The sequence below is a fragment of the Halogeometricum borinquense DSM 11551 genome, from assembly GCF_000172995.2.
Taxonomy (GTDB): Archaea; Halobacteriota; Halobacteria; order Halobacteriales; family Haloferacaceae; genus Halogeometricum; species Halogeometricum borinquense.
Genome location: NC_014729.1, coordinates 201,254 through 214,183, shown reverse-complemented (window position 1 = coordinate 214,183; position 12,930 = coordinate 201,254). Strand labels below are relative to the sequence as shown.

The following is a 12,930-nucleotide window of genomic DNA, read 5'->3' as shown; positions in this document are numbered from 1 at the left end:
CGTATTTTTTCGGCGCTCAGGCTCTCGCCCAGTCCATCGCTTCCTGCGGCGTCTCCGGCGTTTCGACGATCACGTCAGACCCACGGAAACGACCGCGGAGAGCGACCTGTTTTGCCGACGGGCCGACGAGAGCGACGCGCCCTATCTCGTATCCCTCGATCCGTGAGACGAGGAAATCGAAACGTTGGAAGAACCGCTTGCTGATTCCGCCCTCATCGCCCAAGACGAACACCGACGCGGTAACGTCGGGTCGGACAAACACGTTCTGGACCGTCCCAAAGAACTCTTCGAGCAGTGTGTCCCCGCTGATTTCGAACTCCGTGAGGTCGAACACGGCGACGCCGTCCACGATGCCGTACCGGTACACATCTGCACTCATACATACCGCTATAGGGTCGGTTCACGCCTAACTACGCACACCATATCTGGACCGTAACAGCCTGTTAACCCGGAAGTCGTGTTCAGTCGTTTTCGTTAGTATGAGCATGAATATCAATTTTGTAATATTTCCTGATTCGGCGAGACTCCAGTCGTCGGGTGGGCAGTCGCTCTTACGATGTTCTTCTGTCGCTGTCATCGTCTATACGATGAGCATCAGATAGAAGATATATAGCACACATCAGTCAACCGATATTCATGAACGGTCCCTCCCTCTCACGTCGGTCTCTCCTCCGTGGAGGAGTCGCAGCTGCCGGGATCACTGCACTCGCCGGCTGTACTGCCAGCGGTGCATCCGCTCTTCCGTTTCCGGGCACGGCAGTGTACCACGACGTGGCGCACGTCCGCGAAGAGCACCGCGACGACGCCGTCGAGCACCTCCGGGCTCTACTCCAACGGGCTACGCCCGTCGTCCAGAGCGCACAGGAGGCGAACGTATTCGACAGCGAGCGGATCGTGAGCGGCCCGGATTACCTCGAAGATGCCCGCGAGTTCCTCGATGGTCGAACGCCGCCGACGTTCGACACCCTTCAGCAAGTTCGATACTACGTCAGGTTCGTCGCCGAGACGTTCGGTGCCGCCGTCGCTGGACTGGACGACGTGCATCTCGACGACTCGCGCGCGAACGTCGGTCCCGCCCCCGAAATCGACGAGGTGCGAGAGGCGGTTCAGTACACGGGCGACGACCCCGTGGAGACGATTGCGTGGATCGAACTTGCCGAACGGTGGCTCCACACGTCGATGATAGCCGGGAAAAACGCGAAACTCGACCGCGAGGAGTTAGCCGAGTTGGACGCGTCAGTTCGGAAGAATGCAATCATGCACGCCGTCCGGAACCACGAGCGGTCGGTCCGGTTTCTGAGCGATGCTCGGCAGTTTTACCGGACGTTCCGCGCGGAGCAGGACGACCCGACACCCATCGGTCTCCAGTCAGCCCGCGCGACATACCGAAAGCAGACGGCGGAATTCTCGCACGACTACGAGTGGTATGACTCACACCGCATCGATGTGGAGTCAGAGTCGCCACCACCGCGGAGTACGGGGCTGAACCGACTGATGACGCTCCGTCCCGGCGAAGACAGTCTCGACGACGCAGACTGGGCACGGAGCGACAGTTTGCCCGGACTCGAAACGATCCGCCTCGCCGAAGCGGTCGCCAGCTTTCACGGATTCGAGACCGGCAAAGCAGCGGTCGAACAGCTGTCGGGTAAATCGTCCGTCTCCGGTGGACTGTTGTTCGACACGAAGCGACGGGCCGTTCAGTCCGCCTACGAGCTTTCGACGACTGGAAACCTCTTCGAGAAGTGCCTGCTGAACCGAGCCGCACTGTACGTCTCGAAGGGAGATTCGTTCGTGAACAGGGAGGCGGGTGTCGCAGACCACTCACCGAAGGCGCACGCACTGGCGTGTTACGGCGTCGCCGTCGGCATCGTCGAGGTGATTCCGTCAGTTGCGAGCGTCCTCACCGGGTGAATCGCGGTCACGCCGCGAACGAATCCGAACGCAGGAGCAACCACGCCGCGAGTACGACCCACGGAAGCGCCGCGATGACGCCGACGGGGGTCGGGCCGAACAGCGTGTTCGGTTGGCCGACGACGAACAGCGTTCCGAGTCCAGCAATCGCGTTTATCGCACCGTGACCGATGGCGGCGGGCCAGACACTGTCCGTTCGGAGCGTGACCCACGCGAGGAAGACACCAGTGGCGACGGTGAAGACGCACATGGCGAGAAAACCGGTCCACGGCGCGCCGGTGTAGCCGAACCCGTAATTATAGCCCATGGCGAGAATCGGCCAGTGCCAGACGCCCCAAACGACGCCGACGAGAAGTGCGGCCTTGCGCGCGCCGAGCGGATGGAGTTTCGGCAGAAGGTACGCTCGCCAGCCGAACTCTTCACCGAAGGCGAAGATGGCGTTGAAAAGCGGCGCGACAGTGAGCGCCAACGCGGCCTGTATCGCAACGAGCGTCCACGGGTCCATCGGAACAGTGCCGCCAGCGGCCTGTAGGGCCGCCGCGTACGCCGAGAGCGACGGATCGAACTGCTCGGGAAAGACCGCGAAGTAGAGCGCTGCACCGAGGAGCGTGAGAACCGCGGGAACGAACCATGCGGCCGCGTAGACACGGAGTGAACCGGAAACACGCGGTCTGAGTCGAAGGTTCGACAGACCCTCTCCCGTAGCGAGTCGTGCGACGAGGTTGCCGACCGTGGGAGCGAACATGTACGCCGTCGGTAGAAGAATCGCCGAGAGAGTCAGACCGAGTTGGGGGACGAGTATCGGACTGTCGGTGAGTCCGCCGGTCGCGTAGATGGCGGCCGCGGTGGCCCACGCGACGCCGAACGCGACGACGAGAAAGACGCCAACGCGGCGTGTTTCGACCGTCTGCGACCCCGTATCGAGATGAGTGGGAGTAGCGGACTCGGTAGCCATAGCTTAGTATTGCATCGGCGGGGTCAAAATAATGGATGTTTGAAACGTCCGCTATCGAAAACGACCGCGAGGGCGGGTCGTTATGCGATTTTGTCGTACTGGTCGCGGAGTTTCTCGGCGGCGTCGTCCATGAGGTCCTGCTCGTAGTCGTCGAGATCCCATTCGACGACTTCCTCGATACCGTCGGAGCCGAGTTTGACGGGGACGCCGAACGCGGTGTCTTCGTAGCCGTATTCGCCGTCGAGGACGAGCGAACCCGGAAGCACTTCGCCCGTGTCGCGGACGATGGCTTCGACCATGTGGGCGACGCCCGTCGCCGGACCCCACTGGGTTGCGCCCTTCCGCGAGATAACGTCCATCGCGGACTCTTGGAGGTCCGAGAGGATTTCCTCGCGTTCGTCGGCCGTGAACTCGGGGTCCGTACCGTCAACGCGAACCTTCGAGAACACGGGGACCTGCGCGTCGCCGTGTTCGCCGAGGATGGTCGCTTCGACGTTCTTTACGGGGACGTCGAATCGCTGGCTGAGAACGTAGCGGAAGCGCGCCGAGTCGAGTCGGCCGCCGAAGCCGATGACCTTGTGTCGGTCGCGGTCGCCCGCCTCGTACAGGTGGCGGTTCAGGAGGTCAACCGGGTTCGAGGTGGTGACCGAGATGAAGTCGTCGTTATGCTCGGCCAGCGAGGAGCCGATGTCCTCCATGATGGGTGCGTTGTCGCCCGCGAGGTCGATGCGGGTCTGTCCCTCTTTACGCGGGATGCCCGCCGTGATGACGACCACGTCTGATCCGGCGGTGTCCTCGTAGCCGCCCTGATAGACCTCGGTGTTCGAGTCGTACGCGACTCCGTGGTTCGTGTCTGCTGCCTGCCCGACCGTCTTGTCCTCCATGTCCGGAATGTCGACGAAGACCAGTTCGTCCACGATGTCCCGAAGTGCGAGGTTGTACCCGGCGGCGGCACCGACTGTCCCTGCGGCACCGACCACGCTAACTTTCGTCATACCACGTAAATGACGCTCCGGATTCCGATTAAACGCTTCGGAACAGCCTTCTCTGCGCCTGTATCGTCGTATGAGGGGTTCGTCATCCGTCGAATTGTAAGCGGAAGAAGGCGACGGAACGTCGCTCCCGGTGGGTTTTTCGACGCACAGCGCGTTCGTCTCGTGTATGAGCGATTTCGATAAGGAAGCAGAGCGACAGCGTCTCCGCGAGAAGTACGAGAAAGATACGGAGCGTCGCCAAGAGACACAGCGGATGAGCGAACTCCTCCTACAAGGCGCAACGATGTCGAACAAGCACTGCAACGAGTGCGGAACGCCAATTTTCCGGTATCAGGGAGCCGAGTTCTGTCCCACGTGTCAAGACAAACAGGCGAAGGCGGACGCAGAGCAAGGTGAGGCCGCGAACGTAGCCAACGGACAAGGTGTCGACGGAACGACGCAGGCAGCCGAGACGGGCGAGCAGGCGGACTCCGAATCGCCAGCACCGGAACACGCCGCGGATGCGAGCCAGTCGGGAAACGAAACTGCCGAAGCGGTTACGACGCCGGACGCGACGGGCGTCTCGAAGCCGGCATCCCCACAACGAACGCCACAGTCCGACTCTGAGATGCAGACCGACTCGACTGAAACGCGAAGGGCCGCGACGACGAGCTCGTCGGGTGTCTCAGATGCATCGAGCGCGTCGGGTGCATCGGCACAAACGGCACGAGAATCGCTCCTCGAAGCGATTACCCAGCACTCGCGCCGCGCGACGGAGATTGACGAACCGCGTCGGGCAAAACAACACCTCGAAGCGGCGCGCGAGGCGGCCGAGGCACTCGATGCGCTCGACCGGTAAGCACAGCCATCTCTTTCTTTCTCGCCCTCGTAGCTTTTGACATGAAGATTCTCGCGCCAATCGATGGGTCCGAATGCAGTATCCGCGCCGCAGAGTTCGCCGTCGAATTTGCGGTTCGATTCGAGGCGGACCTCCACGTCGTTCATTTCTCGGATGCCGAAACCGACGCAACGGACATCGTCTTAGGCCGCGCACGCGACATAATCGAAGGAACCGATCTGAGTACGGAGCCGGAGCTGTCGATTATCGAGTTGGACGTCGTTCCCGGCAAACAGGTCGGTGAGGAGATTCTCAATCTGGTGGACGAACGCGACTTCGACCACGTAGTGATGGGCCACCACGGGGATGGAGCCATCGAACGCGCTATCCTCGGAAGTGCGGCAGAAACGGTGGTTCGGCACGAAAGCGTTGCCGCCACAATCATCCCCTGAGAGAACGCTGTGGACTGGCGCTCGATCCCTGAGTTAGAAAAAGTCCGAGCTAATCGACCGTTTTACGTCGCTTGTACGTCGGCAGAGCGCACGCCAGCGGAACGTCTCCGGTCTGCGCTTGCGCGGTGAGCGTACCCGTACAGCGCACGCTCGGACTCGGATTGACGCGACGGAGCAGCGAGACCGAGCCGCTCGGGGTCGGAGTACGAACCTGTCTCGTGTTGGGGGTCGCCGTAGAACGTCCGTGCCGCGCCATCGTTCGGTGAATCAGTACTCATTGTGTAGTAAATAATTAGTGCCGAGAGTATATAGTAGTTACTCCGATAGTTCGAGGTTATGACTGTCTTTACCTCTAAACAGTCGTTTCAGCACATATATCCGCTATTCGTACTCGGATCCGATAACGTCCCGAATACGTTCAGCGGTGACCGATCCGATTCCCGACACTTCGAGAAGGTCCTCCTCGCGGGCGGTCATCACCGCTTCGACGGTACCGAACTCTTCTAAGAGCGAGCGGGCCGTGACGGGGCCGATGTCCGCGATGGCGGAGACGACGTACTCCTGTTGTTCACTCAGCGTCTTCGTACTCTTGCCGCCGTGGACGCTCACCGAACGTTCGCGTTCGGTCTGTTCCCGCGTGGCGATAGTGAGGAGCAGTTCGGCTGTGTCGTCCTCGTCACGGGTCTGAAGGACGCTCACGTCGAAATCCACCGCGAGTGAGGCGAGTGCGCCGCGAATCGCGCCCGGGTGGATATTCCGCTCCTCGAACAGCCCCTCACCTTCGAGAATCAGGATTGGTCGTGCGTACGCGCGAGAGAGGTCACCGATCTGCTCGAACAGCGAGCGGTCACCGCCAGTCAGGGTGTCGAGGAAGTCCGACACGGACTTCCGCTCGACTGCGACGCGGTCCGAAAGGACGTAGTCGCCGACGGCAAGCGTCTCCAGTCGCGTCTCGATGCCGTCGCGCGTCGAGAGATCCTTTGCGATGTTCGAGTCGAGTTCGCGTTGATCGACGACGATTTCGACAACCTCGTCGTCTCGCCCGGCGGTGGCGACGGTACCGTCTCCATCCTCTACCGCGGCCTCGCTCTCCTCGTCGGCGCGAGCGATTTCCTCGTCCGACGCGGAAAACGAATCCAATCCGGCTTGGTCATCGTTCGAGTTGGTGTCGGTAGCGTCGGTTCCGGAGGCGGTTCCGCCGTCGGTTCCGGAATCAGCCTCGGCAGTGGACGCGTCGGGTGTCTCAGTAGTTGCGGCCGCAGTTCCGCCGTTCGCTATCGCTCCGGACGACTCTCCGTCGTCCGTGCCCGCACTATCGCCGCCTGAGAACGCGTCGAGACCTTTCTGTGAGTCGTCGAGTTCCTCTTCGACCTCGTCTGCGACGCCCTTCAGGTCGCGGAGTTCGGACTTCATCTCCTTCTCGCGGCGGCGAGAGATCCAAAAGTACGCCTCATCGCGCGTGTTCTCCGCCATCAGGACGATAACACGTCCTTCCGCTTGGCGGCCGGTTCGGCCCTTCCGCTGGATGGAGCGAATCGCCGTCGGAACGGGTTCGAAAAAGAGCACCAAATCGACTTCGGGTACGTCAAGTCCTTCTTCGGCGACGGAAGTGGAGACGAGGACCTCGAACTCGCCGTTTCGGAACTCGTCTAACGTCTCCTGTTGCTCTTTTTGCGTCATCCCGTCGGAACCCTCTTTGTCGCCCTGTCCGACGAATCGCCGAGCGTCGAACGACTCCGAGAGGAAGTCGGTGAGGGCCTCCGCAGTGTCACGCGACTCGGTGAAGACGATGACGCGTTCGCCGTCTTGGATGCCGAGCGTCTGTGCGAGGAGGATACGCGTCTGCGAGAACTTCGGGTGCAGGCCGTCGAACGACTCGGCCTTCCGCATCGCCTCTCGGACTTTGGGTTCGGCGACGAGTCGTTGACTCGCCTTCGATGCACCCGAAGAACGTGCGGCGTTCCGCTGGCGTTCGAAGTAACGTCGGACGGATTCGACCGACTGCGTCTCGACCAGTTCGACGGCACGCCGGAGTTTCATCACTTCCGCGTGCGTTGACATACCCTTGTACCCCTCCGACTGGTCGTTGTTCATCAACTTCTGCAACTCCGCTCGCATCCCGTTCAACTGCTTTTGGGACACGTCCGGACTTGTGGTGTTCGTCACGCCCAGCGATTTCAGTTTCTCCAGTCGGTCCTTGATGACCTCGTTGACGGCGTCACGTATCGCCAGAATCTCGTCGGGGAGTTGGATACGTTCCCACTCGACGTCGGTGTCGTACGTGTATTCGTCTACGTCGGCGTCCTCCTCCGTCATCACCTCGACTTCGACTAGCCCGAGGTTCTCACAAACTTCGAGGATTGACTCCTTGTCGCCGCCGGGCGACGCACTCATCCCGGTGACAAGTGGACGCTCGGCGTCGGCGTGGTAGCGTTCGGCGATATAGACATACGCGTAGTCGCCGGTGCCGCGGTGGCACTCGTCGAACGTGAGATGCGTCACCTCTCGGAGGGAGATTCGATTCCCGATGAGGTCGTTTTCGACGACTTGCGGGGTTGCGATGACGATGCGAGCGTCATCCCAGAGGGCCGCCCTGTCGTCGGGGCGAACGTCGCCAGTGAAAACGACAATCTCGTCGTCGGGAATTTCGAGGGCTTCGCGGTAGAAGTCGGCGTGCTGCTGGACCAGCGGTTTCGTCGGCGCGAGAAAGAGCGCTTTGCCGCCCACCTCGTGGAGTCGCTCAGCAGTCACGAGGAGGCTGACTGTGGTCTTGCCGAGACCCGTGGGAAGACAAACCAGCGTGTGCGCGTCGCGTGCAGCACTCGCCAGTCGAATCTGATACAGTCGTCGCTCGATGAACGACGGACTCAAGAGAGGATGATCAACGTGTGCGGGGTCATCGGCGGCCGCCATCGTCACCCGCTTGGTCGTGATGGCGGTTAAGTATTGGCGAACCGCGGTGGAAGTAGACGCCGCCGTCTCACCGCGTCATACATGTGTTATCGGCGTTCTACGTCGGCGTCGTCCCACGCGGGCAATGTCGGTTCGTCTCCATCGTCGGCGACCGAATCGGGGACCGATGCGCCGACGAGGTCAGCCCACTCCATGAGACGGTGGCCGTGGGTCTTTCGGGTCATGGTTTCGGGAGAGAAATATTCGCGCGAATACATAACGGTTGTGCCCGCCTCTCATACGAGGAAAATCATGCGAGCGCTCACGTACCGAGTGTGCTCATTCCGTTGTTGAGTTGGCGCTTTTCTCCACGAGGTGCCCGCCGTCACAGCACCAGCGCTCCGAGAAACGAGTCAGACGACCTGTTCGCCGTCGTCGTCGTACAGTTCGATGGCGTCCACAGGGCAGACGCGGGCGGCGAACTCGGCTTCGAACTCCTCGTCTTCGGGAACTTCGAGTTCGAAGATATCTTCTTCGACTTCCTCGGCACCGGCCAAGTCAGCTTTGCCCGCGTCGAGGTTCTTCTCGAACGTGTCCCACTCGTCCACGCACTGGAACATCCCGATGCAGGTGTCGCGGTCGTAGCGTATCTTCATACTCGAAGTTACGCGAGGGCGTACATATCGGTGACGACGCGACATGGTGAGAACGGCACGTTCTCGTGGTCTCGCCGCAGACAGGTCCGACATTTTAAACCGGGTGACGGCTTACTCCGGCGCAATGAAACCGGAGGACGTGCCGGGCCTGCCGGAGGGGGTGCCCGAGCAGTTGCAATCCGAGGGCATCGAAGAGCTATACCCCCCGCAGGCCGACGCCGTGGAGGCGGGCGTGACCGAAGGCGAGAGCGTCCTCGCCTCCATCCCCACCGCCTCGGGGAAGACGTTTATCGCGGAGTTGGCGATGCTGTCGAGCGTCCAACGCGGCGGGAAGGCACTGTACATCGTTCCGCTTCGTGCGCTCGCCTCGGAGAAAAAGGCCGAATTCGAACGCTGGGAGGAGTTCGGTATCGACGTGGGCGTCTCCACGGGTAACTACGACTCCAGCGGCGAGTGGTTGGCCTCACGCGACATCATCGTCGCCACGAGTGAAAAGGTGGACTCACTCATCCGAAACAACGCACCGTGGGTCGAAGACCTCTCCTGCGTCGTAAGCGACGAAGTCCACCTCGTCAACGACGGTCACCGCGGCCCAACTCTCGAAGTGACCCTCGGCAAACTCAGGAAGATAAATCCGGGGCTCCAAGTGGTTGCGCTTTCGGCCACCGTCGGCAACGCCGACGACGTGGCAGCGTGGTTAGACGCCACCCTCGTCGAGTCCGAGTGGCGACCCATCGATCTGAAGATGGGCGTTCACTACGGCAACGCCATCTCCTTCGACGACGGAACGCAACGGGAAGTTCCGGTCGGAAAAGGCGACAGGAAGACGGCCGCGCTCGTTGCCGACACGCTCGAAGAAGACGGCTCCTCGCTCGTTTTCGTCAATTCCCGGCGGAACGCCGAGGCGGCCGCAAAGCGGTTGAAAGACGTGACGTCGCGCGCACTCACCGACGAGGAGCGAAGCAAGTTGGCCGAGTTAGCACAAGAGATACGCGACGTGTCCGACGCGGAGACGAGCGACACGCTCGCCAACTGTGTGGCGAAAGGCGCGGCCTTTCATCACGCCGGACTCGCCGCCGAACACCGCAGTCTAGTCGAGGATGCCTTCCGCGACAGACTCGTAAAGACGGTTTCTGCGACGCCGACGTTGGCGGCGGGCGTGAACACGCCGAGTCGTCGCGTCATCGTCCGCGACTGGCGACGCTACGACGGCGAGTTCGGCGGCATGAAACCGCTGGACGTGCTGGAAGTCCATCAGATGATGGGCCGCGCCGGACGACCCGGACTCGACCCGTACGGCGAAGCAGTGTTGCTGGCGAAAGATTCGGACACGCGCGACGAACTGTTCGAACGCTACATCTGGGCCGATGCGGAGCCGGTGCGGTCGAAACTGGCCGCCGAACCCGCGCTACGAACGCATCTGCTCGCAACCATCGCCTCCGGATTCGCCCACACGCGCGAGGGGTTGCTCGATTTCCTCGACCAAACGCTGTACGCGACGCAGACGGACGAACCCGGGCGATTAGAACAGGTCACCGACAACGTCCTCCAGTATCTCGAAGCGAACGGCTTCATCGAACGCGAGGACGAACAGTTAACCGCCACTGGAATCGGTCACACAGTCTCGCGTCTCTACCTCGACCCGATGAGCGCCGCCGAGATTATCGACGGCCTGCGATGGGGTGCGGACCACCGCGAGGAGAAACTGCGAGCGCTCGAAGGCATCGCGCCCGAACCCGAGACAGCGAACACATCCCGGGAGACGGAGGAAGCGGCAGAGGCGAGCGGATTCCAGCGCGCCAGCGAAATGGTAGACGCAGACGGCGGCGTAGGCGACAAGGACGGTGAGGACATGGAGCCGATAGAGACTGATCGGACCTACCCCACCGCACTCGGCCTCTTTCACCTCGTCTCGCGCACGCCGGACATGTATCAACTCTACCTCAAATCCGGCGACAGAGAGACGTACACCGAGGAGTGCTACGAACGCGAACCCGAACTGCTCGGGAAGACGCCGTCGGAGTACGAAGACGTACGCTTCGAGGAGTGGCTTTCGGCGCTGAAAACCGCCCGACTGCTCGAAGATTGGGCCAGCGAGGTAGACGAAGACCGCATCACAGAACGCTACGGCGTCGGCCCCGGCGATATTCGTGGCAAGGTCGAGACAGCGCAGTGGTTACTCGGTGCGGCCGAGCGACTCGCGGGCGAGTTAGATCTCTCGGCGACCGTTGCCGTCCGCGAGGCGAAAAAACGCGTAGAGTACGGCGTCCGCGACGAACTCCTCAACTTGGCGGGTGTCCGTGGTGTCGGACGAAAGCGCGCTCGGCGTCTGTTCGAGGCCGGTATCGAGACGCGGAACGACCTCAGAGAAGCGGACAAGTCCGTCGTCCTCGCCGCGCTTCGAGGACGGCGGAAGACGGCTGAAAACGTCCTCGAAGCGGCCGGTCGGCGCGACCCCTCGATGGACGACGTGCAGGAGGCGTCCGCCGATGCAATGCCCGAGGCGACGTTCGAACGAGCGAGTCGTCGATCCGGCGGTGAAAGCGACCGAGGCGGTGGTGGCGGAAGCGGTGACGGCAACGACGGTGAGAAGAACGGCGACGGCGCCGACGACCCACAAGAGCAGGCGAGTCTGGGTGATTTCGGATGAAGTTCATCGAAGGTGTCGCCACCGTCGAGGACGTGAACGCGTTCGTCACCGACGTAGGCGCAATCGCAGACGAGACGGGAGCGACGGTGCAGGTGTTCGACGCGCGGTACGTCGTGAGCGAGAAACATCTCCGTCGCGCTGTCGAACTCGCGGACCGCGCCATCGAACGCGGCGAGAACGTCGCTCGCGACAGAGCGGTTGAGATGCTGCTGTACGCGGCCGGGCGGCGACAGATTGACGACGCGTTGGCGATGGGCGTCTCCGAAGGTGAAACGCCCGTCGTCGCACTGGTTGACGGCGGCGACGAAGCAAAAGCGGCGGCGCAACTGCGCGACCTGTTTACGGAGCGTCAAACGCTCGGCCGGTACGACGATGAACGCGTGCGGGACTTTTTCGACGTGACTGACGCCGAACTCGCTGCTGTCGATGGTGATCTCGAATCGCTCGTCTGCGAGCGAGTGGCGTTGCTGAACGTCGAGAAGTAATCGGAACCCCCCTGTTTCATGTGGAGATTCGAACTCGTGAGTAACGGTTCCAACCCCTTCATTTCAACTGGAAAACGTGATACGGCGTCGGGTTCGAGCGTCGAGATGAAATTCGGGGCGACGACGCTGAACCGATCTGGGGATTGCTGACTAACGTAGACGGGGACTAAAACGATTCGAATTAGTTTGAGGTCTGTGCGGTGTGAAATTCAGTGTCTGTGGGTCTGTCGGATTACGAGCGGACCTGAACGGAAGCACCGCGACTGGCGAAGCTAGGATACGAGAAATCGGAGAAGTAGTCCCACCAGGATTCGAACCTGGGTCGTTGCCCCCAGAAGGCAACAGGATTGGCCACTACCCCATGGGACTTCGATCGCATCAGTTCGTAGCGCGGGATCCTTTGTAAGCGTTGCGCGTTCGGTTCGCCGTGTTAGTCCACAGCACGACATAAGAACGTGTACAATCCACCACCTATTTATCGTCGGTCTATGCACTGTCGTGTATGTACGTCGGTCGCTTCATCGTCATCGGACCCGACTTCGGCGCGTATCGTGTTTCCTCTCGGTCGTTCCCCAACCGACAGGTCGTCGAACGCGACGGAACGCTGACCGTCGCTCCGACGCCGGATGCCCCCGAGACGGACAACCCATACATCTCGTACAACTGCGTCCGCGAGGGCGGCGACAGCGTCGTCGTCGGCAACGGGTCGCACGTAGACCCCATCGCCGAAAAGTTAGACCTCGGCTACCCCGCCCGCGACGCCCTCGCGGAGTCGCTGCTGGCGATGGACTACGAGAAAGACGACTACGACACGCCGAGAATCGCTGGCGTGGTGGGCGAAGAGTCGTATATCGGCATCGTCCGTCGAGACGCTCTGCTCGTCCGTCCGGTCACGGAGAATCCGATGCTCGTCGCCACCTACGAGGAGGACGACCCCGCAGTAGTCGTCTTCGACGGTGACGGATCACCCGCGGAACTAGCCGAGCGCGCCTACGAAATGGACTACGAACACGCCGTCTGCGCGGCAGGCGTCACCTACGACGACGGCGACGTGGACGTGGGATTCTACAACGACGAATAGCCACACTCCTCGTCACGGTACCGCTTTTCAGCGTCG

The 12,930-nt window shown here is 61.6% G+C and carries 13 protein-coding genes and 1 tRNA gene; 6 read left to right on the top strand and 8 right to left on the bottom strand.

Annotated features, from left to right (window positions below; genetic code table 11):
* Window positions 1-16: 16 nt before the first annotated feature.
* Complete coding sequence (locus tag HBOR_RS01110) at window positions 17-379, bottom strand: hypothetical protein (protein ID WP_006055624.1); 363 nt, start codon at window positions 377-379, stop codon at window positions 17-19.
* A gap of 257 nt (window positions 380-636) precedes the next feature.
* Here HBOR_RS01110 and HBOR_RS01105 point away from each other — a divergent pair, with 257 nt between their 5' ends.
* Window positions 637-1,911, top strand: coding sequence for a twin-arginine translocation signal domain-containing protein (locus tag HBOR_RS01105; RefSeq protein ID WP_006055623.1), 1,275 nt, complete (start codon window positions 637-639; stop codon window positions 1,909-1,911).
* A 7-nt stretch (window positions 1,912-1,918) separates the two neighbouring features.
* Here HBOR_RS01105 and HBOR_RS01100 read toward each other — a convergent pair whose 3' ends face one another.
* Both HBOR_RS01100 and mdh read right to left on the bottom strand, forming a co-directional pair.
* A complete protein-coding gene (locus HBOR_RS01100; RefSeq protein WP_006055622.1) occupies window positions 1,919-2,866 on the bottom strand; it encodes a CPBP family intramembrane glutamic endopeptidase in 948 nt (315 codons plus the stop codon).
* An 80-nt stretch (window positions 2,867-2,946) separates the two neighbouring features.
* Window positions 2,947-3,861: a malate dehydrogenase gene (gene mdh, locus HBOR_RS01095; protein ID WP_006055621.1), complete on the bottom strand. Its 915-nt coding sequence runs from the start codon at window positions 3,859-3,861 to the stop codon at window positions 2,947-2,949.
* Between the two features lie 166 nt (window positions 3,862-4,027).
* Here mdh and HBOR_RS01090 point away from each other — a divergent pair, with 166 nt between their 5' ends.
* A complete protein-coding gene (locus HBOR_RS01090) occupies window positions 4,028-4,699 on the top strand; it encodes an Sjogren's syndrome/scleroderma autoantigen 1 family protein (RefSeq protein ID WP_013440416.1) in 672 nt (223 codons plus the stop codon).
* A 41-nt stretch (window positions 4,700-4,740) separates the two neighbouring features.
* The gene (locus tag HBOR_RS01085) at window positions 4,741-5,130 is read left to right on the top strand and encodes a universal stress protein (RefSeq protein WP_006055619.1); all 390 of its coding nucleotides are present in this window, start codon (window positions 4,741-4,743) and stop codon (window positions 5,128-5,130) included.
* Window positions 5,131-5,192: 62 nt separating this feature from the next.
* Here HBOR_RS01085 and HBOR_RS01080 read toward each other — a convergent pair whose 3' ends face one another.
* The 4 genes from HBOR_RS01080 to HBOR_RS01070 form a co-directional block, all read right to left on the bottom strand.
* A complete protein-coding gene (locus HBOR_RS01080) occupies window positions 5,193-5,408 on the bottom strand; it encodes a hypothetical protein (RefSeq protein WP_006055618.1) in 216 nt (71 codons plus the stop codon).
* A 103-nt stretch (window positions 5,409-5,511) separates the two neighbouring features.
* Entirely contained in the window at window positions 5,512-8,043 is a 2,532-nt protein-coding gene (locus HBOR_RS01075) for a DEAD/DEAH box helicase (RefSeq protein ID WP_006055617.1), read from the bottom strand.
* An 86-nt stretch (window positions 8,044-8,129) separates the two neighbouring features.
* Window positions 8,130-8,267 (bottom strand): hypothetical protein, encoded by a 138-nt coding sequence (locus tag HBOR_RS19810; RefSeq protein ID WP_162531009.1) that lies wholly within the window; start codon window positions 8,265-8,267, stop codon window positions 8,130-8,132.
* A gap of 168 nt (window positions 8,268-8,435) precedes the next feature.
* Window positions 8,436-8,678: a ferredoxin gene (locus HBOR_RS01070; RefSeq protein ID WP_006055615.1), complete on the bottom strand. Its 243-nt coding sequence runs from the start codon at window positions 8,676-8,678 to the stop codon at window positions 8,436-8,438.
* Between the two features lie 124 nt (window positions 8,679-8,802).
* Between HBOR_RS01070 and HBOR_RS01065 the strand changes: the two genes are divergently transcribed.
* On the top strand, window positions 8,803-11,328 hold the full coding sequence (locus HBOR_RS01065) for an ATP-dependent DNA helicase (RefSeq protein WP_006055614.1): 2,526 nt from the start codon (window positions 8,803-8,805) through the stop codon (window positions 11,326-11,328).
* The gene (cgi121, locus tag HBOR_RS01060) at window positions 11,325-11,813 is read left to right on the top strand and encodes a KEOPS complex subunit Cgi121 (protein ID WP_006055613.1); all 489 of its coding nucleotides are present in this window, start codon (window positions 11,325-11,327) and stop codon (window positions 11,811-11,813) included. The genes HBOR_RS01065 and cgi121 overlap by 4 nt, the downstream gene beginning before the upstream one ends.
* A 296-nt stretch (window positions 11,814-12,109) precedes the next feature.
* Here cgi121 and HBOR_RS01055 read toward each other — a convergent pair.
* Window positions 12,110-12,182 (bottom strand) — tRNA-Gln (locus HBOR_RS01055).
* Window positions 12,183-12,315: 133 nt separating this feature from the next.
* Here HBOR_RS01055 and HBOR_RS01050 point away from each other — a divergent pair.
* Window positions 12,316-12,894 carry an IMP cyclohydrolase gene (locus HBOR_RS01050; RefSeq protein WP_006055612.1) on the top strand — a complete coding sequence of 193 codons (579 nt, stop codon included), beginning with the start codon at window positions 12,316-12,318 and terminating at the stop codon, window positions 12,892-12,894.
* The last annotated feature ends 36 nt before the right edge of the window (window positions 12,895-12,930 follow it).